21 protein-coding genes and 1 pseudogene are annotated in these 20,548 nt (G+C 68.8%); 13 read left to right on the forward strand and 9 right to left on the reverse strand.

Annotated elements, in window-relative coordinates:
• The first annotated feature begins 55 nt into the window (after positions 1–55).
• The 4 genes from A5655_RS15900 (at position 56) to A5655_RS15915 (ending at position 4,978) form a co-directional block, all read left to right on the forward strand.
• On the forward strand, positions 56–883 hold the full coding sequence (locus A5655_RS15900; protein ID WP_067011443.1) for an acyl-ACP desaturase: 828 nt from the start codon (positions 56–58) through the stop codon (positions 881–883).
• 251 nt (positions 884–1,134) lie between these two features.
• Complete coding sequence (locus A5655_RS15905) at positions 1,135–2,436, forward strand: PhoH family protein (RefSeq protein ID WP_067011519.1); 1,302 nt, start codon at positions 1,135–1,137, stop codon at positions 2,434–2,436.
• A gap of 133 nt (positions 2,437–2,569) precedes the next feature.
• Positions 2,570–3,445, forward strand: coding sequence for a polysaccharide deacetylase family protein (locus tag A5655_RS15910; RefSeq protein WP_067011444.1), 876 nt, complete (start codon positions 2,570–2,572; stop codon positions 3,443–3,445).
• Positions 3,446–3,511: 66 nt separating this feature from the next.
• A complete protein-coding gene (locus A5655_RS15915; protein WP_067011522.1) occupies positions 3,512–4,978 on the forward strand; it encodes an adenylate/guanylate cyclase domain-containing protein in 1,467 nt (488 codons plus the stop codon).
• A gap of 1 nt (position 4,979) precedes the next feature.
• Here A5655_RS15915 and A5655_RS15920 read toward each other — a convergent pair whose 3' ends face one another.
• The 3 genes from A5655_RS15920 to glpX are packed head-to-tail and all read right to left on the reverse strand — an operon-like array spanning position 4,980 to position 8,478.
• Positions 4,980–5,990, reverse strand: coding sequence for a hypothetical protein (locus A5655_RS15920; protein WP_067011445.1), 1,011 nt, complete (start codon positions 5,988–5,990; stop codon positions 4,980–4,982).
• A 17-nt stretch (positions 5,991–6,007) separates the two neighbouring features.
• A complete protein-coding gene (locus A5655_RS15925) occupies positions 6,008–7,414 on the reverse strand; it encodes a class II fumarate hydratase (RefSeq protein ID WP_067011446.1) in 1,407 nt (468 codons plus the stop codon).
• A gap of 29 nt (positions 7,415–7,443) precedes the next feature.
• Positions 7,444–8,478 (reverse strand): class II fructose-bisphosphatase, encoded by a 1,035-nt coding sequence (glpX, locus tag A5655_RS15930; protein WP_197508712.1) that lies wholly within the window; start codon positions 8,476–8,478, stop codon positions 7,444–7,446.
• A 56-nt stretch (positions 8,479–8,534) separates the two neighbouring features.
• Between glpX and A5655_RS15935 the strand changes: the two genes are divergently transcribed.
• Genes A5655_RS15935 through A5655_RS15945 form a run of 3 tightly spaced genes read left to right on the forward strand, consistent with a single transcriptional unit; the run spans position 8,535 to position 11,570 of the window.
• The gene (locus tag A5655_RS15935) at positions 8,535–9,209 is read left to right on the forward strand and encodes a DUF4245 domain-containing protein (protein WP_067011447.1); all 675 of its coding nucleotides are present in this window, start codon (positions 8,535–8,537) and stop codon (positions 9,207–9,209) included.
• A 13-nt stretch (positions 9,210–9,222) separates the two neighbouring features.
• A complete protein-coding gene (locus A5655_RS15940; protein ID WP_067011448.1) occupies positions 9,223–10,020 on the forward strand; it encodes a dienelactone hydrolase family protein in 798 nt (265 codons plus the stop codon).
• Between the two features lie 14 nt (positions 10,021–10,034).
• Positions 10,035–11,570 carry a carboxylesterase/lipase family protein gene (locus A5655_RS15945; protein WP_067011449.1) on the forward strand — a complete coding sequence of 512 codons (1,536 nt, stop codon included), beginning with the start codon at positions 10,035–10,037 and terminating at the stop codon, positions 11,568–11,570.
• On the opposite strand, the gene A5655_RS15950 is transcribed toward A5655_RS15945, so the two are convergent.
• The 4 genes from A5655_RS15950 to A5655_RS15965 are packed head-to-tail and all read right to left on the reverse strand — an operon-like array spanning position 11,567 to position 14,773.
• Positions 11,567–12,655 carry an NAD-dependent epimerase/dehydratase family protein gene (locus A5655_RS15950; RefSeq protein ID WP_067011450.1) on the reverse strand — a complete coding sequence of 363 codons (1,089 nt, stop codon included), beginning with the start codon at positions 12,653–12,655 and terminating at the stop codon, positions 11,567–11,569. The genes A5655_RS15945 and A5655_RS15950 overlap by 4 nt on opposite strands.
• Positions 12,656–12,709: 54 nt before the next feature.
• Positions 12,710–12,946, reverse strand: a complete 237-nt coding sequence (locus A5655_RS15955) for an exodeoxyribonuclease VII small subunit (RefSeq protein WP_067011451.1) — start codon at positions 12,944–12,946, stop codon at positions 12,710–12,712.
• Positions 12,936–14,186, reverse strand: coding sequence for an exodeoxyribonuclease VII large subunit (gene xseA, locus A5655_RS15960; protein WP_067011452.1), 1,251 nt, complete (start codon positions 14,184–14,186; stop codon positions 12,936–12,938). Before xseA ends, A5655_RS15955 begins: the two co-directional genes overlap by 11 nt.
• On the reverse strand, positions 14,183–14,773 hold the full coding sequence (locus tag A5655_RS15965) for a lipid droplet-associated protein (protein WP_067011453.1): 591 nt from the start codon (positions 14,771–14,773) through the stop codon (positions 14,183–14,185). The genes xseA and A5655_RS15965 overlap by 4 nt, the downstream gene beginning before the upstream one ends.
• Before the next feature lie 65 nt (positions 14,774–14,838).
• On the opposite strand from A5655_RS15965, the gene A5655_RS15970 reads away from it, so the two are divergent.
• Positions 14,839–15,837 (forward strand): 4-hydroxy-3-methylbut-2-enyl diphosphate reductase, encoded by a 999-nt coding sequence (locus tag A5655_RS15970; RefSeq protein ID WP_067011454.1) that lies wholly within the window; start codon positions 14,839–14,841, stop codon positions 15,835–15,837.
• Here the strand turns inward: A5655_RS15970 and A5655_RS28740 are convergent.
• Positions 15,834–16,851 (reverse strand): annotated as a pseudogene (locus A5655_RS28740) (DUF6542 domain-containing protein). The gene A5655_RS15970 and the pseudogene A5655_RS28740 overlap by 4 nt on opposite strands.
• 131 nt (positions 16,852–16,982) lie before the next feature.
• On the opposite strand from A5655_RS28740, the gene ychF reads away from it, so the two are divergent.
• From ychF to A5655_RS15990, 3 genes are all read left to right on the forward strand, one after another.
• The gene (gene ychF, locus A5655_RS15980; RefSeq protein WP_067011455.1) at positions 16,983–18,056 is read left to right on the forward strand and encodes a redox-regulated ATPase YchF; all 1,074 of its coding nucleotides are present in this window, start codon (positions 16,983–16,985) and stop codon (positions 18,054–18,056) included.
• Positions 18,057–18,069: 13 nt separating this feature from the next.
• Complete coding sequence (locus tag A5655_RS15985; protein ID WP_082978681.1) at positions 18,070–18,558, forward strand: acetyltransferase; 489 nt, start codon at positions 18,070–18,072, stop codon at positions 18,556–18,558.
• A 69-nt stretch (positions 18,559–18,627) separates the two neighbouring features.
• Entirely contained in the window at positions 18,628–19,056 is a 429-nt protein-coding gene (locus A5655_RS15990) for a hypothetical protein (RefSeq protein WP_067011456.1), read from the forward strand.
• A 9-nt stretch (positions 19,057–19,065) separates the two neighbouring features.
• On the opposite strand, the gene A5655_RS15995 is transcribed toward A5655_RS15990, so the two are convergent.
• Positions 19,066–19,545: a hypothetical protein gene (locus tag A5655_RS15995; RefSeq protein ID WP_067011458.1), complete on the reverse strand. Its 480-nt coding sequence runs from the start codon at positions 19,543–19,545 to the stop codon at positions 19,066–19,068.
• 124 nt (positions 19,546–19,669) lie between these two features.
• Here A5655_RS15995 and A5655_RS27190 point away from each other — a divergent pair, with 124 nt between their 5' ends.
• Positions 19,670–20,062, forward strand: a complete 393-nt coding sequence (locus A5655_RS27190) for a hypothetical protein (RefSeq protein WP_369807222.1) — start codon at positions 19,670–19,672, stop codon at positions 20,060–20,062.
• 77 nt (positions 20,063–20,139) lie between these two features.
• On the forward strand, positions 20,140–20,538 hold the full coding sequence (locus A5655_RS16000; protein ID WP_067011459.1) for a VOC family protein: 399 nt from the start codon (positions 20,140–20,142) through the stop codon (positions 20,536–20,538).
• Positions 20,539–20,548 lie beyond the last annotated feature (10 nt).

The following is a 20,548-nucleotide window of genomic DNA, read 5'->3' on the forward strand; positions in this document are numbered from 1 at the left end:
GGCGACACACCTCAACAATTTCACCGAACCTGTACCTACGAGTTACGGTAACCGCATGGCACAGAAACCTGTTCCTAACACGCTGACCCTCGAACTCGAGCCCGTGGTCGAGCGGCTGATGGACCACCACCTCAACACCGAGGACCTGTGGTTCGCCCACGACTACGTGCCCTTCGACCAGGGCGAGAACTTCGCCTTCCTGGGCGGACGCGACTGGGACCCGTCGCAGACCACCCTGCCCAGGAGCGTCACCGACGCCTGCGAGATCCTGCTGCTGCTCAAGGACAACCTCGCCGCACACCACCGCGAGCTCGTGGAGCACTTCATCCTCGAGGAGTGGTGGGGCCGCTGGCTGGGCCGCTGGACCGCCGAGGAGCACCTGCACGCCATCGCGCTGCGCGAATACCTGGTGGTGACCCGGGAGGTCGACCCGACCGCCAACGAGGAGGCCCGCGTCCAGTACGTGATGAAGGGCTACCGCGCGGACACCTACTCGCAGATCGAAACCCTGGCCTACATGGCGCTCACCGAGCGCACCCACGCGGTGTTCTGCCGCAACCTGGCCGCGACGATCGAGGAGCCGGTGCTGGCCGGCCTCATCGACCGCATCCGCAGGGACGAAGAGCGCCACGAGCACATGTTCGCCAGCCTCGTCGCGCACTGCCTCTCCTACACCCGCGACGAGACCATCGCCGCGATCGCGGCGCGGGCGGCCGAGCTGCAGCCGGTGGGAGCCGACATCGACGCCTACGCGGGCAAGGTGCAGAACGTCGCCGAGGCGGGCATTTTCACCCCGGCGGATTTGCGGCAGGCGATCTCCGACCGCATCACCGAATGGGGTGTGGCGGGCGAGCCCGCGCTGAAGCAATTCGTCATCAGTTAAGCCGATCGTCACCCGAACCGGCCGCGGCCCGCGGCCGGTTTTTGGTGTCGCCGTGTCGGTCTCGGCGCGCCTGCGCGGCGCCGAAGCGGCCACGAGAGTAGCGTCGTTCCCGATGGCCAGCGACAAGATCTGCTGCCAGGGCGGCACCTCCCGTCACGACAAGGGCAGGACCGGCCCCGGTCCTGGTGCTGCGGCTCCCGCCGACATGCCTGTGCGGGTCCGCGCGGGCTTACCCGCTCGAGGAGCGCTTCGTGACCGATCTCCGGACCTATGTGCTCGACACCTCTGTGCTGCTGTCCGATCCGTGGGCGTGCAGCCGGTTCGCCGAACACGAGGTGGTGGTGCCGCTGGTGGTGATCAGCGAGTTGGAGGCCAAACGCCACCACCACGAACTGGGCTGGTTCGCCCGTCAGGCGTTGCGCCTGTTCGATGATCTTCGGCTCGAGCACGGACGGCTGGATCAGCCGATTCCCGTTGGGACACAAGGCGGTACGCTGCACGTCGAACTCAATCACACCGACCCGATGGTGCTGCCCGCGGGATTCCGCACCGACAGCAACGACTCCCGGATTCTGAGCTGCGCCGCCAACCTCGCCGCCGAGGGCAAGCGAGTTACGTTGGTCAGCAAGGACATTCCGCTGCGGGTGAAGGCCGCCGCGGTGGGCCTGGCCGCCGACGAGTATCACGCGCAGGACGTCATCGTCTCCGGTTGGGCGGGGATGCAGGAGATCGAGACCGGCGCCGACGACATCGACGCGCTCTACGCCGACGGTGAGATCGACCTGGTCGAAGCTAGAGACCTCCCCTGCCACACCGGAATTCGGCTGCTGGGCGGCAGCTCTCACGCACTTGGGCGCGTCAACGCGGCCAAACGCGTGCAGTTGGTTCGCGGCGACCGCGAGGTGTTCGGGCTGCGCGGCCGTTCCGCCGAACAGCGGGTGGCGCTGGACCTGCTGCTCGACGAGTCGGTGGGCATCGTGTCCCTGGGCGGCAAGGCCGGCACCGGCAAGTCGGCGCTGGCGCTGTGCGCGGGACTCGAGGCGGTGCTCGAACGGCGCACCCACCGCAAGGTGGTGGTGTTCCGCCCGCTGTATGCGGTCGGCGGCCAGGAGCTGGGCTATCTGCCCGGCAGCGAGAGCGAAAAGATGGGCCCGTGGGCGCAGGCGGTCTTCGACACCCTCGAAGGCCTCGCCAGCCCGGCGGTGCTCGAGGAGGTGCTTTCCCGCGGCATGCTCGAGGTGCTGCCGCTGACCCACATTCGGGGCCGCTCGCTGCATGACTCGTTCGTCATCGTCGACGAGGCGCAGTCGCTGGAGCGCAACGTGCTGCTGACCGTGCTGTCCCGGTTGGGCACCGGTTCGCGGGTGGTGCTGACCCACGACATCGCCCAGCGCGACAACCTGCGCGTCGGCCGCCACGACGGGGTCGCGGCGGTGATCGAGAAGCTCAAGGGCCACCCGCTGTTCGCCCACATCACGCTGCTGCGCAGCGAGCGCTCGCCGATCGCCGCGCTGGTCACCGAGATGCTCGAGGAGATCGCCGGGCCGCACTGAGTGTGAATCCTTGGCCTTGAGTGTGAGTACAGGGCGGGAAATCCGCGCAAATCTCGCCCTGACGCAACACCGAAAGCCCTGGTTACACGGGCAACGCCGCGGTTGCGCGCCCTACCCCGGGTAGGCTTCTCACGTGCCGAAACGACCCGACAGCCAGGCCTGGCGCTATTGGCGGACCGTCCTGGGCGTCGTGGCGGCCGCGGCGGTGCTGGTGATCGGGGCCCTCACCGGTCACGTGACGCGGGCGGACAACCTCAGCTGCTCGGTCGTCAAATGCGTCGCGTTCACGTTCGACGACGGGCCGGGGCCATACACCGACCGGCTGCTGCAAATCCTGAAGGACGCCGACGCCAAGGCCACCTTCTTCCTGATCGGCAACAAGGTCGCCGCCAACCCCGCGGGCGCCAAGCGCGTCGCCGACGCCGGCATGGAGTTCGGCAACCACACCTGGGAACACCCCAACATGACCACGATCCCCCCGGAGGACATCGCGGGCCAGTTCTCCCGTAGCAACGACGCGATCACCGCCGCGACGGGCCGGGCACCCTCGCTGTGGCGTCCCGCCGGCGGGCTGTCCAACGACGCGGTTCGCCAGACCGCCGGCCGGTTCGGCCTGGCCGAAATCCTCTGGGACGTCATCCCTTTCGACTGGATCAACGACTCCAACACGGCCGCGACGCGATACATGCTGATGACGTACATCAAGCCCGGCTCGGTGGTGTTGTTCCACGACACCTACTCGAGCACCGTCGACCTGGTGTACCAGTTCATCCCGGTGCTCAAGGCCAACGGCTACCGGCTGGTGACGGTCAGCGAATTGCTGGGGCCCCGGGCGCCGGGCAGCACGTACGGCGGCCGGGACAACGGTCCACCGGCCAACCAGCTGCACGACATTCCCCCCGGCGACATCCCCGCGCTGCCCAACACCTCCTCACCCAAGCCGATGCCGAATTTCCCGATCACCGACATCCCGGGCCAGAACTCGGGCGGCCCCAACAACGGCGCCTAGGTGATCACGCCGCGCCGGCTGCGGACCCCAGCGGCGGGGCGGCGAAAGTCCGCGCGCAGGTTGACGATTGACTACGCGACCGACCTCGCGCTGGCCTACGTCCTGGCCTTCGTGGACGCGGCCGCGATCTTGATCCCGCTGCGGGGGCACACGTCCGTCGCTCCCAGCGCTGACTTCGTCGAGAAGAACACCGCGGTGATGCTGGCCCTCGTCACGGTGGGCGTCGCGGGCGTCGCGGTGGCCGGGGCGCTGAACCTGACTCCCACGCTGCGCTGGTATGTCGCCGGCGACGAACCAACCCGCGAACAGCGCGAAGCCGCCATGAAGATGCCGGGGCGCCAGTCGGCGATCCTGGTGCTGGCGTGGGCAGCGTCCGGTCTGTTCTTCGCGCTGTTCAACCTCGACGCCGGGGCGCAGCCGCTGCTGCCGGTCGCGCTCGGCGTGCTGCTGGGCGCACCGGCCGCCGCCGGCACCGGGATGCTGCTCGCGCAACGCACTTTGCGGCCCATCATGGGCGCGGCCACCCTGAGGGCTGAGCCGCGGCTGGCGGTACCCGGCGTGTTCGCGCGGCTGGTACTGCTGTGGTTTCTGTGCAGCGCGCTCCCGATCGGGGTGATCGCGACCCTGGTCGTGATGCGCTCCTACGGCTGGCTGATCGAGAAGTCCGCCGCGCTGGACGTGCCGATCCTGGTGGTGTCGATGGCGGCGCTGGTCCTCGGGCTGCCGACGATGATCCTGACGTCCCGATCCATCGCCGATCCGCTGGGCGAGGTCGTCGACGCGATGGCGGAGGTGGAGCACGGCCGCATGGAAACCTACGTGGGGGCCTATGAGCGATCCCAAATCGGGCGCCTGCAAACGGGATTCAACCGAATGGTTACCGGGCTCGCCGAGCGGGATCGGCTGCGAGACCTGTTCGGCCGGCACGTCGGAACCGATGTCGCGCAGCGCGCCATTCAGGAGGGTGCGTCGTTGTCCGGCGATGTGGTCGAGGCGGGGATCCTCTTCATCGACCTGGTCGGCTCCACGCAACTCGCCGAAAGCCGCCCGCCGCAAGAGGTTGCCGAGGTGCTCAACGACTTCTTCCGGATCGTGGTCGACGCGGTCGACGAACACAACGGGCTGATCAACAAATTCGCGGGCGACGCCGCGCTGGCCGTCTTCGGCGCCCCGTTGCGCACGGCGCAGCCGGCATCGGCGGCGCTGGCGACGGCGCGTGCGCTGGCCACCCAGTTGCGCCGGCTACCGGTCGTCGATTTCGGCATCGGCATCTCGGCGGGCCGGGTGTTCGCCGGCAACGTCGGCGCCGAAAATCGTTACGAGTACACGGTAATCGGCGATGCGGTCAATGAGGCGGCGCGGCTGGCCGACCTTGCCAAGACCGCCGAGCGGCGAATCTTGTGTTCGGCGGCGGCCATCGAGCGGGCCGACGACGCCGAGCGCGCGCACTGGGCCGAGTGCTATTCCACCGTGTTGCGCGGGCGCTCCGAGGCCACCCACGTGTCGGCGCCGGCGGGGCCGGTTACCGCCTGACCTACTTCTTTACCTTCAGCGCCCCAACGACTTTGTTGATGATGCCCGCCGAGGCCGCGTCGCCGATGGGCGTCGCGCCCATGAAGACGGTGACCGGCTTGGTGTCGACCGCGACGATCACCACCGAGTCACCCTTGACGTTGCGGGCGGGGTCGGCGATCGTGATGTCGGCGTCCACCCGGGCGGCCTTGACGCCGTCGACCGTGAGCGACGACGTCTTCGTCGGGCCCAGGGTGGGCGTGGCGTTCGCGTAGCCCGGTCCGTTGGCCACGCAGTCCAACAACTTCGCCGCCTGCGCGCCGACGTCCATGCTGGAGACGAAGTTGGTGACGGCGACCTCTGCCTGCATCATCCATTGATTGGCCCCGGGCACCTCCGCCCCCACGCCGACCGCGCCGATGAGGTTCGGGGATTGGTCGTCGGAGAAACCCTGCCAGCCGGGCGTGGCGCTGGCCGGGAACGACAGCTTGCCCGCGCTGATCGTGTCGCCGGACGGCTTGTCGCCGCCGGACACATTCGGCGTGCAGCCGGTCGCCGTCTGCTGGCCGCTGTTCGGCGACGACGACGGGGCGCTGGTGGACGAGGGGACGGACGGATTGGTCGAGGGGCCCGCCCTGTTCGGCTTGTTTCCGCTGTTGAGCCCGATCACCAGGAGCACCACCAGCACGATGACGCCCAGCACCGCGATGCCGGCGAGGATCAGCCACGGGGCCTTGGAGCGTGGCCCTGGCGGCGGCCCGGGCGGGTACGGCCCGCCGGGCCAGCCCGGCGGAACCTGCTGCCCGGGTGGCGGGAACTGCTGGGGCTGGTAGGGGCCGGCCGCGTACGGGCCACCCGGCGCGGGGTAGGGGTAGCCGCCGCCCGGCGGCGGGCCACCCGGTGGCGGACCACCCGGGGGCGGGCCGCCCTGCGGCGGGCCGCCCTGCGGCGGGCCGCCCCAATATGGGCCCTGCCCATAGGGATTCGCCCCGTAGGGATCCTGACCGTACGGGCCGCCGGGGGGAGTCGTCATCGCTGAACCGCTCTCATCTATTTCTCCGGCTTCACTTTGGCCATCGCCAACACGTCGAGTCGGCGGTCCAGCTCTTCAACCGACAGCTTGTCACCGATCAGGCCGCGGTCGATGACGGTCTGCCGGATCGTCTTGCGCTCCTTGAGCGCCTGTTTGGCCACCGCGGCGGCCTCCTCGTAGCCGATGGCCGAGTTCAGCGGCGTCACGATCGACGGCGACGACTCGGCCAGCTCGCGCAGGTGCTCGACGTTGGCCTTGAGCCCGACGATGCAGCGCTCCGCGAACAGCCTCGAGACGTTGGACAGCAGCTTGAAGGACTCGAGAATGTTGCGCGCCATCATCGGGATGTAGACGTTGAGCTCGAAGGCGCCGGACAACCCGCCGACGGCGACGGCGGCGTCGTTGCCGATCACCTGCGCCGCGACCTGCGTAACCGCCTCCGGCAGAACGGGATTCACCTTGCCCGGCATGATCGAGCTGCCCGGCTGCAGGTCCGGCAGCTGGATCTCGGCCAGGCCGGTCAGCGGGCCCGACCCCATCCAGCGGACGTCGTTGGCGATCTTGGTCAACGACACAGCGATGGTGCGCAGCGCGCCCGAGGCCTCGACCAGCCCGTCGCGGGCGGCCTGGGCCTCGAAAGAGTTGACCGCCGGGCGCAATTCGCTCAGGCCGGTGGAGGCGACCAGGGTCTCGACCACCTTGACGCCGAACCCGTCCGGCGCGTTGAGTCCGGTGCCCACGGCGGTGCCCCCGATCGCGAGCTCTCCCAGCCGCGGCAGCGTGGCCCGGACCCGTTCGATCCCGGCCTCGATCTGGCGGGCATACCCGCTGAATTCCTGGCCCAGCGTCACCGGGACGGCGTCCATCAGGTGGGTGCGGCCGGACTTGACGACCGTGTGCCACTCGCGGGCCTTGCTCGCCAGCGCGTCGTGCAGCACCTCGAGCGCGGGGATGAGGTGACGCACCGCGGCCTCGGTCGCCGCGATGTGGGTGGCGGTCGGGAAGGTGTCGTTCGACGACTGCGACATGTTGACGTCGTCGTTGGGATGCACCGTCACGCCGTTGGCGGCGGCGATGCTGGCGATCACCTCGTTGGTGTTCATGTTCGAGCTTGTCCCCGAACCGGTTTGGAAGACGTCGATGGGGAACTGATCGTCGTGGCGCCCGTCGGCGATCTCGGCCGCCGCGGCGATGATCGCGTCGGCCTTCTCCGGCGCCAGCAGCCCGAGGTCCTTGTTCACTTGCGCGCACGCGCCCTTGAGCAGCCCGAGCGCGCGGATCTGGGTGCGCTCCAGGCCGCGGCCCGAGATCGGGAAGTTCTCGACCGCGCGCTGAGTTTGCGCGCGCCACAGGGCCTTTGCCGGCACCCGAACCTCGCCCATGGTGTCGTGCTCGATGCGGTACTCGGCGTCCTCAGTGGCCATAGATTGGTCTTCCTCGTTTCGGGTTGGGTTCAGGGCAGGGGATAGGCGGCAGAGCTGTCGCCGGTGAAGTCGATCGCGGAGTACTCGTTGAGCTTGGACAGCCGGTGATAGGCCTCGATCAGGCGCACGGTGCCCGACTTCGACCGCATCACGATCGACTGGGTGGTGCAGCCGCCGGGGTAGTACCGGACGCCCTTGAGCAGGTCTCCCTCGGTGACCCCGGTCGCGCAGAAGAAGACGTTCTCGCCTGACACCAGGTCCTCGGTGGTCAGTATCTGGTCGAGGTCGTAGCCGGCGTCCAGCGCCTTGCGGCGCTCGGCGTCGTCTTTGGGCGCCAGTTGCGCCTGGATGGCCCCGCCCATGCAGCGGATCGCGGCCGCGGCGATGATGCCCTCCGGTGTGCCGCCGATCCCGGCCAGCATGTCGGTGCCCGACTCCGGCCGGCACGCGGAGATGGCGCCGGCGACGTCGCCGTCGGTGATCAGCCGGATCCGGGCCCCGGTGGCCCGGACGTCTTCGATGAGCTGTGCGTGCCGCGGCCGGTCCAGGATGCACACCGTCATGTCGCGCACCGACAGCGCCTTGACCTTGGCGACGGCCTTGATGTTCTCGGCGATCGGGGCGGTGATGTCCAGCACGTTGGCGGCCTCGGGCCCGACGGCGATCTTGTTCATGTAGAACACCGCCGACGGGTCGAACATCGCGCCGCGGTCGGCCACCGCCAGCACGGAGATGGCGTTGGGCATGCCCTTGCTCATCAGCGTGGTGCCGTCCACCGGGTCGACGGCAAAGTCGCACTCGGGCCCGTCGCCGTTGCCGACCTCCTCGCCGTTGTAGAGCATCGGCGCCTGGTCCTTCTCGCCTTCGCCGATCACCACCACGCCGCGCATCGACACGGTGTTGACCAGCTCGCGGATGGCGTCGACGGCCGCGCCGTCGCCGCCCTCCTTGTCGCCGCGGCCCACCCACCGGCCGGCCGCCATGGCCCCGGCCTCGGTGACCCGGACCAGCTCCATCGCCAGGTTGCGGTCGGGGGCTTCACGGCGTTGAGGGCGATCGCTCATGGTTGCCGATTGTCCCAGAAGCGAATCGGTCCCCCGGAACTGGGATACTCGGGCTCATGACCGACGAGCCGCAGCCGAACGCCGAGGTAGGCGAGCCGGCGCCGGCGCCCAAACCGGCGAAGCCCCGGCTGCTGCAGGACGGTCGCGACATGTTCTGGTCGCTGATCCCGCTGGTCATCGGCTGCATCCTGCTGGCCGGGCTGGTCGGGATGTGCTCGTTCCAGCCGGTCGGGACGAACAAGGGCGCGATCCCGTCCTACGACGCGGCGGCCGCCTTGCGGGCGGACGCCCAGACGCTGGGCTTTCCGATTCGGCTGCCCCAGTTGCCCGCCGGCTGGCACTCCAACTCCGGCGGTCGCGGTGGCATCGACAACGGCCGAACCGACCCCTCGACGGGTCAGCGGCTGCACGCGGCCACCTCGACCGTGGGCTACATCAGCCCGACGGGCATGTACCTCGGCCTGACCCAGAGCAACGCCGACGAGGACAAGCTCGTCGGATCGGTCCATCCGTCGGCGTATCCGACCGGGGCCGTCGACGTCGACGGCGTCAACTGGGTCGTCTATCACGGCGCGGGCCAGAACGGCTCCGCCGCCGAGCCGGTATGGACCACCAGGCTGACCGGACCGGCCGGTGCCACCCAGATCGCGATAACCGGTGCCGGCGGCGCCGACGAGTTTCGTACGCTGGCCTCGGCGACGCAGTCAGCGTCGCCTTTGCCCAGCCGCTGAAAGAAGGCATCGCGTGACCGCACCCGAAGCAGACCTGTCCGGATGGTCGGTGGCACCGTTCACCGGAGGCGGCTACACCCACGACGTCTATCGCAAGGGCGCGGGCCCCGGCGTGGTGCTGATTCCGGAGATCCCCGGAATCCACCCCGCCGTGCTGGGCCTCGGTAATCACCTGGTGGACAACGGGTTCACCGTCGCCATGCCGTCGCTTTTCGGTGTGCCGGGTAAGCCGAAGACGCTCGGCTACATCATCGGCACCACCACGCGGGCCTGTGTCGCAAGGGAATTCGCGGCGTTCGCCACCAACAAGGAGCGGCCGGTGTCGTTGTTCCTGCGCGCGCTGGCCCGCGACCTCAACGCGTCGACGCCGGGCAAGGGCGTCGGCGTCATCGGCCAGTGCTTCACCGGCGGCTTCGCGCTGGCCGCCGCCGTCGACGACAGCGTTTTGGCCCCGGTGCTTTCCCAGCCGTCGGTGCCGATGCCGCTGGGCCGCGCGCGGCGCGCCGACACGGGGTTGAGCGAGTCCGAGATGACCACCGTGGCCGACCGTTGCGCCAATGACGGCCTGTGCGCGATGGGCCTGCGCTTCAGCGAGGACAACATCGTGCCGCGGGAACGGTTCGCGGCGCTCAAAGCGCGCCTCGGCGACGCGTTCGAGGTGATCGAAATCGACTCGCGCCCAGGCAATGAAGGCGGCTTCGGCAAGATGGCGCACTCGGTGCTGACCGACGAGGTCCGCGAAGTCGACGGCCAACCGGCTTACGAGGCGCGCAAACGGGTAGTCGAGTTCCTAACCGAGCGGCTCAGTTAGGGAAGTTCGAGATCATGGCGACCGACGACCGCGTGGTCGAAACCACCCATGGCCCGGTGCGGGGCGCTGACGACGGCGGCGTCAGGACCTGGAAGGGCGTCCGATACGCCGCGCCGCCCGTCGGCGACTTACGGTTCCGGCGACCGGAGCCCCCGGAGCGGTGGGCGGAGGTCGCCGACGCCACGTCCTACGGCCCCGCGTGCCCGCAACCCGCCTTTCCCAACATGCCGCTGGACCTCGGTGCCCCGCAGGGCGAAGACTGCCTGAGCCTGAACGTCTTCGCGCCGGCGGGCACCGCGCCCGGTGACGTCAAACCGGTGATGGTGTGGCTGCACGGCGGTGCTTACGTTCTGGGGTCGGCCAGCCAGCCGCTCTACGAGGGCCACCGGTTGGTCACCGGCGGGGACGTTGTCGTCGTGACGGTCAACTATCGGCTCGGGGCGCTGGGCTTTCTCGACCTGTCGTCCTTCAACACCGCCGGGCGCCGCTTCGATTCGAACATCGGGCTGCACGACGTGCTGGCGGCGTTGCGCTGGGTGCGCGACAACATCGCGGCGTTCGGGGGTGACCCCGGACGGGTCACGCTGTTCGGCGAATCCGCGGGCGCCGGGATCGTCACGACACTGCTGGCCGCCCCGGCGGCCGAGGGCCTGTTCGCCGGCGCCATCGCGCAAAGCTCGCCGGCCACATCGGTATACGACCGCGACCGGGCCGAGCGCGTCGCCGTGAGCTTCCTCGACAAGCTGCGCGTCGACCCGGCCGCGTTGCCCGAAGCGCCGATCGCGGCGATCCTGGCGGCGTCGCAGGAGGTGTTCGACGAAGTGCCCGTGCGCAATCCGGGCTTGCTCGCGTTCGTACCGATCGTCGACGGCGACCTGCTGCAGGACTACCCGGTCAAGGTCGCGCAGGAGGGTCGCTCGCACCCGGTGCCGCTGATCATCGGCACCAACAAGCACGAGGCGGCGCTGTTCCGCCTGATGCGCTCGCCGCTGATGCCGATCACCCCGAGCGCGATCACGTCGATGTTCACCCAGATCGCCGCCGAACAGCCCGACCTGCAATTGCCAAGCCAGGAGCAGATCGTGTCGGCGTACTCCGGATTGCGCCGCAAGGCAAGGTTTTTGAGCATCGCAACCGACGTCGGCTTCCGGATGCCGTCGGTGTGGCTGGCCGAGGGGCACAGCGGCGTTGCGCCGGTGTATCTGTACCGGTTCGACTACTCGACCCCGCTGCTGAAGCTGCTGCTGGTCAACGCCGCCCACGCCACCGAATTGCCTTACATATGGGGCAATCTCGGGGCGCCGAAGGACCCGACCCTGAAGCTCGGCGGCGCCAGGACCGCCAAGGCGGTCTCGAAACGGGTGCGCACCAGGTGGGTCAACTTCGCCACCCACGGCAAACCCGCGGGCCCGGCCGGCGAGCCGGAGTGGACGCCCTACCAGGAGGCCGACCGGGCCTGCCTGGTCATCGACAAGCGCGACACGATCGCCGCCGATCTCGACGCCCCGATCCGGGCCGCGTGGGGCACCGAGATGGTGAGCTTCCGCTAGCCTGTCGTCTTGGCCGCGGCGGCCTGACTTTTCATCTGCTGGAACAGGTCCACGTAGTACGGCAGGCATTCGGACATGGCCTTGTCGGTGGTGAACAGCGGCTCATACCCGAGGTCGCGCCGCGCCTTGTCGATCGAGAAATAGTTGTCCAGGTACAACCGCTCGACGGCCAGCGGCTCCAGCAGCGGTGCGGGTATCCCGAACCGGAAATGCAGCCGCTGCCAACCGCTCATCGCCGCGCGGACCATCGGGCCGTTGACCCGCATTCGCGGCCAGGTCTGCCCGCAGGCCTCTACGACTGGCCGGGCGAACTCGAACATGTTGATCGGTTCGGCGTCGTTGATGAAGTACGCCTGACCGGGCGCCGTCCCACCCGGGACCAGATGCTGGGCGGCCAGGATGAAGCCGTGAATCAGGTTGTGCACGTAGGAGTTATCCAGTCGCGCCGACTTGCGGCCGATCAGCACCTTGACGTGGCCGGCGATCACGCTTTCGAACAGCATGCGGAACATCGTCTGATCGCCGCGGCCCCAGATGCCACTGGGCCGGATCGCGCACGTCAGCATGTCCCCAACGCCGTTCTGCGACAAGACGAATCGCTCGGCGACCACCTTCGTCTCGGTGTAGAGGTCGTTGAACCTGTTGGTGTACGGCAGTGTTTCGTCACCACCGGCGATGTTCTGCCCGCCCATCACCACGCTGTTGGACGAGGTGTAGACGAACCGCTTCACGCCGGCCTGCTGCCCGGCGTGCACCAGGTTCTCCGTGCCGCCGACGTTGACGGCGAAGCTGCGCTGGCGGTATTCGTCGGTGACCGACGCGCCGCCCATCAGCTCGATGAGCGCGGCGGTGTGGAACACCGTGTCGATGCCGTCCACCGCGGCGGCGCAGACGCCCGTGTCGGTGATGTCGCCCTGCAGCACCTCCAGCTGTGGATGCGCGGGGAGCGGGGAGGGGGCGCGGTCGAAGGACCGCACCTGGTGCCCGCGGTCGAGCAGGCTGGTCACCAGGTTCGCGCCGACAAATCCCGAGCCGCCGGTGACCAGGACGCGCCCGAGTTCGGTTGTCAGTGATGGATCACCCATAGTTCGCGAAGCATAGTCCAGAACAATTGGAACGTGTTCCAGTGTGCGGCGCGGTCAGCCCTCGTCGGGCTCGCCGGCCGCGAGCGCGTCCTCGACCCGCTTGCGGGCGCCAGCTAAGTGCTCTTCGCACCGTTTGGCCAGCTGCTCGCCCCGTTCCCACAGCTGCAGCGACGCGTCGAGGTCCAGCCCGCCCTGCTCCAGCAGCCGCACCACCTCGATCAGCTCGTCGCGGCAAGCCTCGTAGCCGAGCTGACTAATGGGAGTAATTGATTCGCCGTCGTTACCGACCATCGGTCACCCCCTCGCTCACCGCCGCCACGGCGCCGTCGGCCACCCGCACCCGCAGGTGCGTGCCCGCCGGCGCGTCGCCGACCGAACGCAGCACCGCCGCGGCACCCGCGTCGGGAAGGGTCTGCACGACGGCGTAGCCGCGGGCCAGGGTGGCCGCGGGGCCCAGCGTGGCCAGCCGCGCGCCCAGGTGACCGACGCGGTCGGCCTCGGCGGTGATCAGCCGCCGGATGTCGCGGCGCACCGCCGAGCGGGCGCGGTGGATTTCGTCGGCGCGGGCCGCCAGGGCCGTCAGCGGCTCGGCCAGCACCGGGCGGCTGCGCAGCTGGGTCAGCGCGCGTTGTTCCCGGGACACCCAGTTGCGCAGGGCCTGCGCGCTGCGCCTCCGCAGGTCATCGATCAGCCGCTGCTCGGCGGCGGTGTCGGGCACGACCTTCTTGGCGGCGTCGGTGGGGGTCGCGGCGCGCACATCGGCGACCAAATCGCACAGCGGGTTGTCGGGCTCGTGCCCGATCGCGCTGATCACCGGGGTGCGGCAGGCCGCGATCGCGCGGCACAGGGTTTCGTCGGAGAACGGCAGCAGGTCCTCCACGCTGCCGCCGCCGCGGGCCAGCACGATCACGTCGACGTCGGCGTCGCGGTCGAGTTCGCGCAGCGCCTCGACGATCTGCGCGACCGCGTTGGGCCCCTGCACGGCGGTGTTGCGCACCGCGAAACGCACCCCGGGCCAGCGGGCGGCGGCCACGGTCGTCACGTCGTGCTCGGCGGCGCTCGCGCGGCCGGTGATCAGCCCGATCATGTTGGGCAGGAAGGGGATTGGTCGCTTGAGCCGAGGATCGAACAGCCCTTCGGCATCGAGCAGCCGGCGTAGCCGGTCGATGCGCGCCAGCAGCTCGCCGATGCCGACCGCGCGAATCTCGCTGAGCCGCAACGAGAATGTGCCCCGGCCGGTGTAGAACGACGGCTTGCCGCAGACCACCACCTGGGTACCCTCGGCGAGCTTCACCGGAGCGTTCGCCACCAGGTCGCGCGAACACGTCACGGTCAGCGACATGTCGGCCGCGGGGTCGCGCAGCACCATGAACACCGTTTTGGAGTCGGGCCGCATCGTGATCTGGGCCAGCTGCCCCTCCACCCAGACGATGCCCAGCTTGTCGATCCAGCCCGCGACGCGGACCGCCACCGCGCGCACCGGAAAGGGGTTCTCCGCGGAGTTGGATTCGGGATTAGCCGCTCGGGTCACTTCGCGTTCGCGCGGGTGATCCTGTTGGCGAGGAGCGTCTGGAACGGCGCCCGGGCCTTGGTGGCCTGTTCGTAGGCCAGCAGGGCCTCGAGTTCGTCGACGCTCAGCGACTGCAGCCTGGCGCGCAGCTGGGCCAGCGTCAGCGCCGGGTAGTCGAGTTCGGCCGCCACCGCCGGCTGCGCGACGGCCGATTTCGCCGCCGGCTTCTTCGATTGCTTCGCGGGTTTGACGAGCGCGCTGGCGTCCTCGTGCGCGTCGGCCACCGAGTACAGCGCGAACCGGCCCTCGGCCCGCCGGTCGGCGTCGTCGCCGTCCGCCGCCGGGGCCCCGTCGTCTTCGGGCAGGTCCTCGTCGAAGGTCGCCCACTCCGGCTTCTCGTCCTTGGGCGGAAAGATCGACTCCAGGGTGCTGTCGCCTTTGATCACCAGTTCGGCGAGGTTCTGCTGAAACCGCATCACAATGTGCGCCGCCGTGCTGGCCAGCGTCATGGGGTACATCAGGATGGTTTTCGGCAGCTTCATGGTCTCCTCGACAGCGACTGTCGCCGCGCCGACTATCAGCCGAACTCCGTACGGTGCAGTGGCCATGGGTCCAAGACTGCCTCAACCGGCGGATAAGTCCAAGCCGACCGCCTGCCGGTACCCTGAATGGCATGCCGCCGACCGTCGACATGGGAATTCCCGGCGCAGCCAGCTCGGTCGCCAACGACCCCATCCGCAAGAGGGTGCTACTGGCGGAGCCGCGCGGCTACTGCGCGGGGGTGGACCGCGCCGTCGAAACGGTGGAGCGCGCCCTGGAGAAGCACGGCGCCCCGGTCTACGTGCGCCACGAGATCGTGCACAACCGGCACGTGGTCGACACGCTGAAAAAGGCCGGCGCCGTCTTCGTCCAAGAGACCGACGAGGTCCCCGAGGGCGCCATCGTCGTCTTCTCCGCGCACGGCGTCGCGCCGACCGTCTACGCCGCCGCCGCCGAACGCAACCTGCACACCATCGATGCCACCTGCCCGCTGGTGACCAAGGTGCACAACGAGGCCAGGCGCTTCGCCCGGGACGACTACGACATCCTGCTCATCGGCCATCAGGGGCACGAGGAGGTCATCGGGACCGCCGGCGAGGCGCCAGAGCACGTGCAACTGGTCGACGGCGTGGCCGCGGTGGACGACGTGACGGTGCGCGACGAGGACAAGGTGGTCTGGCTCTCCCAGACCACGCTCTCGGTCGACGAGACGATGGAGATCGTCGAGCGGCTGCGGCAACGTTTCCCGAAGCTGCAGGACCCGCCCAGCGACGACATCTGCTACGCGACCCAGAACCGCCAGGTCGCGGTCAAGGCGATGGCGCCCGAGTGCGAGCTGGTCATCGTCGTCGGGTCGCGCAACTCGTCCAACTCGGTGCGCCTGGTCGAGGTGGCGCTCGGCGGCGGCACGGCGGCCGCCCACCTGGTCGACTGCGCCGACGACATCGACCCGGCGTGGCTGGAGGGTGTCACGACGGTGGGCGTCACCTCCGGCGCGTCCGTGCCCGAGGTGCTGGTGCGCGGCGTGCTGGAGCGGCTCGCCGACTGCGGCTTCGACGTGGTGCAGCCGGTGACGACGGCCCAGGAGACCCTGGTGTTCGCGCTGCCCCGGGAAATCCGGTCTCGCCGCTAGCCCTCGTACTCCCAGGATTCCGTCGGGAAGCCGCGCCGCTCGGCGCGCGGGTCCCTCGGTTCGTTTGACGGGGCTTCCCCGCGGTAGCGCACCCGGGAAATCGGGTGGTGTGTCGAGTTGCCGTTGCCGCTGGGGGCGGGCCGACGACGCCGGGGCTCGTAGGACTCGTACCGCTCGAAGCGCTCGGGCGCGCTGGGCGGCTCGTAGCCATCGAACCGGCTGCTCCGGGGCGTCGGCCGGTCGTAGGGATCGCGGCGGGCGTCTGCGCCGCGGCCGCTCGGCCACGTCGTCTCGGGGGTCGTCCTCCACCGGCGGGCGCCCATTCCGGGAGTGGCTTCGGCTGGAACGCGCGCCGGATCGGCCGCCGCGCGCCGTCGCCCGGCCGTCCCGCGCGGCGGCTTTGGCGGACCGGCCGGCGGACCGGGTTCGTTTGGAGCCGGCGGCCGGTGCTTCCTCCGCATCGTCGTCCCGAGGACCCATGCCGAGGAACGAATTCAGTTTCGCGCCAATGGCGCTGACGAACGAGTGGGATTCCGCTGACGGTGCGGCGTCGTCCGTGGAGCCTGCTGCGACCGCCGGGTCCGTCTTCCCGAAATACCAGCGCACCAGGCCGATCAACAGCACGCCGCCGGCGGTGCCCAGCATCAGCGGGAAGCGCTCGATGAGCGGATAGCCGCAGTTGATCAGGAGGTCCTTGAGGTTGCCGAGCTTGCGCCCGTGGAACATCCAGTAGGCGCCGGGGACCGCGCAGAAAAGAATCAGCGGCGGCTGAATGATCGCGGTGAACACGCCCTCCTGCCGCACCGCCAGCACGGCCGCCACGCAACCGGCTATATAGAAGGCGGCGAAGACGTGCGTCAGGTCCTTGTGGCCCATGGCGGTGTCGACCGCGTAACCGATGGCGGTCGCGGACACAGCGATGAGCAGCGCCGCCCACCACGGCACACCTGGGATCCTGGGGTGGATCGAGCGGTGGTTGGCCTCCACCGCCGATCTTCCCCGCTGTGCTGACACATGTAGACCGTACCGGGAATGAGCCGAAACGCTCGTAAAGACCTTGTTAGCGACGGTTGGCGTGCCCCCGCCAAATCAAAGCCGCACGCACGAACGAACCGCCGCGGTCGGCCCCTTAGACTTGGTTCCCCGTGAGCCTCAGCCTTGGAATCGTCGGCCTGCCCAATGTCGGCAAGTCGACGCTGTTCAACGCGCTGACCCGCAACAACGTGGTGGCGGCGAATTATCCGTTCGCGACGATCGAACCGAACGAGGGCGTGGTTTCGCTGCCGGATCCGCGGCTGGCCAAGCTGGCGGAGCTCTTCTCCTCCGAGCGCATCGTTGCGGCGCCGGTCACATTCGTCGACATCGCGGGACTGGTCAAGGGTGCCTCGGAGGGGGCCGGGCTGGGCAACAAGTTCCTGGCCCACATCCGCGAATGCGACGCCATCTGTCAGGTGGTGCGGGTGTTTTCCGACGACGACGTGACCCACGTCGCGGGCGAGGTGGACCCCAAGTCCGACATCGAGGTCGTCGAGACCGAGCTGATCCTGGCCGACCTGCAGACGCTCGAGCGCGCGCTACCGCGGCTGGAAAAGGAAGCGCGCACCAGCAAGGAGCGCAAGCCCGTCCACGACGCCGCCGTCGCCGCCCAGGCGGTGCTGGACGGGGGCAAGACGCTGTTCGCCGCGGGCAACGACGTGTCGCTGTTGCGCGAGCTGAACCTGCTGACCATCAAGCCGTTCTTGTACGTCTTCAACGCCGACGAGGCGGTGCTGACCGACGCCGAGCGGGTCGCGCAGTTGCGCCAGCTCGTCGCGCCGGCCGACGCCGTATTCCTCGACGCCGCAATCGAATCCGAGCTGGTCGAGCTCGATGACGAGTCGGCCGCGGAGCTGCTGGAGTCCATCGGGCAGACCGAGCGCGGGCTCGACGCGTTGGCCCGGGCGGGTTTTCACACGCTCAAGCTGCAGACGTTCCTGACGGCGGGGCCAAAAGAGGCGCGGGCGTGGGTGATTCATCAAGGCGACACCGCGCCCAAGGCCGCTGGGGTGATTCACACCGATTTCGAGAAGGGCTTCATCAAGGCCGAGATCGTGTCCTACGACGACCTGATCGCCGCGGGGTCCATGGCCGCGGCCAAGGCCGCCGGCAAGGTCCGCATGGAGGGCAAGGACTACGTGATGGCCGACGGCGACGTGGTCGAGTTCCGCTTCAACGTCTAGCGCGTGCAAACAAGTGACTGGCGGCCCTCCCGCGCTCCGTCTGCGCACCCGAGTCGGGAGTGACGAGTATCCGCGACTGGTTGAGGTCTGGCGGAGTGCGGTCGACGCCACCCATGGGTTCCTCCGGCGGTCGGATCGTGACGAGATCGAGCGGCGACTGCCTTCCGACTATCTGCCACATGTGCGCCTGGTTGTGGCCGAACGCGGCGACGAGGTGGTCGGCTTCGCAGGCGTTGCTCACGACAAACTCGAAATGCTGTTTGTGGACGCGGGACACCGCGGCAGCGGGGTTGGGAGTGCGCTTCTGTCGCACGTGATCGACGTGGATTCGGTCCGGTACGTGGACGTCAATGAGGACAACGCAGAGGCCGTCGCGTTTTATCGCAATCGGGGTTTCACCGTCGTGGGGCGAAGTGACCTCGACGATGACGGGAGACCCTATCCATTGCTCCGGATGGAGCGACGTCCACTGGGCCGAGGAACTCAGCGGCCGAAGGAGTAGGCCCTGTCAACTGGACAGGTGTCCAGGTAGTGTGACCATCACGTTGGTGTAAGCAGAGTAGGGGCTGAGATGAGCAAGGTTCCGAGCCGTGAGGCTCGTTTGGCGCACGCCGCCAAACACGCTGACTTGTGGAATCAGGGCAAAAAGGACGAGTGGGTTGCCTCGTGGCGCACGATCTGCCCCGGTGACGTCCGGATGTTCGACCCTGTCGGCACCGAGGAGAAGCACGGTTTCGCCACCGCCACGTCGGAGGCTTTCGACATGTTCCAGTCGATCCTGAAGATCAAGATGATCACGGTGCAGGTCAACGGGAACGAGATGGCGTGGGTGTGCGAGAACTACTTCGGTACCGAGCCGAACGTCCAAATGGCTTACAGCATCGAGACGTTCGCGTGGGACGACGACGGCAACCTGCTCATCAAGACGTACTACCCGATGCCGGAATCCGTTGGGGCCGAAGCGGACCCGTACGCCCATCTGCTGGAAGCGCAGCAGTAGCGGATGCCGCTACGCGACGGCGGGCGGAAGAACGCTTGGCTCCCCAGACTGGCTGCTCGTCTTCGTCAAGGTAAAGCGATGGGCGAGGGGTTGGCTGCTGTGGTCCGCATATCCGCACGCGGCCTCGGTACGGACGACCACCATCGTGCCAGTCCCCGCAATGGGGTCCCAACTCCATTCTTCGAAGCCCCGATGCGTCGTCCCGTCATTGCACCGCCACGCCGCGGGATTCGGCGGGAGGGCCAGATGCCAGCGATCGGCATAGAACTGGGCCTGGCCCGAGGCGTTGGCAAAAGCAACTTGGGTGCAGCCCACGCCGCACGACGTGGCCTTGAATGTCACGTCCGGGAGACTTCCGTCGACGAAGTGGGCGGTATACATCCCGTTCACCACCTCGTCGGCGGCCATCACCGGCTCGGCTGATGCCGGTGCCGCGAGCGGAATAGCCATAGCGGCCAGCGCGACCGTCGTTGCGGGTAGCTTCCTCATCGGCGTTCCTAACTTGGTAGCCCTCCGGCAGCACGATACGACCAAGTCAGCGGAAAAAACAGGCCCGATAACGGGTTTGCTGCCGGTTCGCCAATCACTGGCCCCCGCGGCGTTAAGCTAAGCCGTGGCCGCTGAGGACCGAGACGACGCGCTGGCGAGACCATGGCCCCGGTGGGCCGCGAGCGTGCTGGGCGGGTTGGCCTTGCTCGTCTTCGGCCTGGCGGGCGGCCCCGCTCCGCGGGCCCAGGCCGCCCCGGCCCCTGGGCCCGCCAATCACTGGTGCCCGGGCGATCCATGGGACCCGGGCTGGGGCACCGCCTACGACTGGGATTGGAACCACTGCCACGACTGGCAGGGCCGGCCGGGCCCGGCCGGTTGGGGCCCCTGGGGACCCCCGCCGGGCTGGGCGCCGCCGCAGCCGCCCCCGCCGCCGTGGGCGCCCGGGGCTCTGTTGATGTGGAACCCGACGCTCAACAGCTGGGGATTCTGGAACAACGGGATTTGGAACTCGGTCTAACGCTCGTTGTCGGTGCCGCCGCCTAGCCTTGCCGTCGACGCGTGAGACCGCGCACCGATCGCCACAGGGAGGGCTCCATGAAGTTCGTTTCGACCCGCATCATCACCGCCGACGTCAATCGGCTCGTCAACTTCTACGAGATGGTCACCGGGGTCGCCGCGGTATGGGGGAACGAGCTTTTCGCCGAGATTCCGACCTCGGTGGGCACGTTGGCCATCGGCAGCGACAAGACGGTGCCGCTGTTCGGGGACGGATCCGCCGAGCCGGCGGCCAACCGCAGCGCGATCGTGGAATTCCTGGTCGAGGACGTGGACGCGGAATACCAGCGGCTTCGCGATGGGGTTGGCGAGGTGGTGACCGAGCCGACAACCATGCCATGGGGAAACCGGGCGCTGCTGTTCCGGGATCCCGACGGCAATCTCGTCAACCTGTTCACGCCCGTCACCGACGCGGCCCGCGCCAAGTTCGGAGTGTGACTGTCGCGCA

This window comes from Mycobacterium sp. 1081908.1, from assembly GCF_001673535.1.
Lineage (GTDB): Bacteria > Actinomycetota > Actinomycetes > Mycobacteriales > Mycobacteriaceae > Mycobacterium.

What these genes read in the sequence shown, in the direction of transcription:
- A5655_RS15900 (WP_067011443.1), top strand. Translation starts at nt 56, where the DNA reads ATGGCACAGAAACCTGTTCCTAACACGCTGACCCTCGAACTCGAGCCC.
- A5655_RS15920 (WP_067011445.1), bottom strand. Translation starts at nt 5,990, where the DNA reads ATGACGACTCCCCCCGGCGGCCCGTACGGTCAGGATCCCTACGGGGCG.
- A5655_RS15925 (WP_067011446.1), bottom strand. Translation starts at nt 7,414, where the DNA reads ATGGCCACTGAGGACGCCGAGTACCGCATCGAGCACGACACCATGGGC.
- glpX (WP_197508712.1), bottom strand. Translation starts at nt 8,478, where the DNA reads ATGAGCGATCGCCCTCAACGCCGTGAAGCCCCCGACCGCAACCTGGCG.
- A5655_RS15935 (WP_067011447.1), top strand. Translation starts at nt 8,535, where the DNA reads ATGACCGACGAGCCGCAGCCGAACGCCGAGGTAGGCGAGCCGGCGCCG.
- A5655_RS15945 (WP_067011449.1), top strand. Translation starts at nt 10,035, where the DNA reads ATGGCGACCGACGACCGCGTGGTCGAAACCACCCATGGCCCGGTGCGG.
- A5655_RS15950 (WP_067011450.1), bottom strand. Translation starts at nt 12,655, where the DNA reads ATGGGTGATCCATCACTGACAACCGAACTCGGGCGCGTCCTGGTCACC.
- A5655_RS15955 (WP_067011451.1), bottom strand. Translation starts at nt 12,946, where the DNA reads ATGGTCGGTAACGACGGCGAATCAATTACTCCCATTAGTCAGCTCGGC.
- A5655_RS15965 (WP_067011453.1), bottom strand. Translation starts at nt 14,773, where the DNA reads ATGGCCACTGCACCGTACGGAGTTCGGCTGATAGTCGGCGCGGCGACA.
- A5655_RS15970 (WP_067011454.1), top strand. Translation starts at nt 14,839, where the DNA reads ATGCCGCCGACCGTCGACATGGGAATTCCCGGCGCAGCCAGCTCGGTC.
- A5655_RS15990 (WP_067011456.1), top strand. Translation starts at nt 18,628, where the DNA reads ATGAGCAAGGTTCCGAGCCGTGAGGCTCGTTTGGCGCACGCCGCCAAA.
- A5655_RS15995 (WP_067011458.1), bottom strand. Translation starts at nt 19,545, where the DNA reads ATGAGGAAGCTACCCGCAACGACGGTCGCGCTGGCCGCTATGGCTATT.
- A5655_RS16000 (WP_067011459.1), top strand. Translation starts at nt 20,140, where the DNA reads ATGAAGTTCGTTTCGACCCGCATCATCACCGCCGACGTCAATCGGCTC.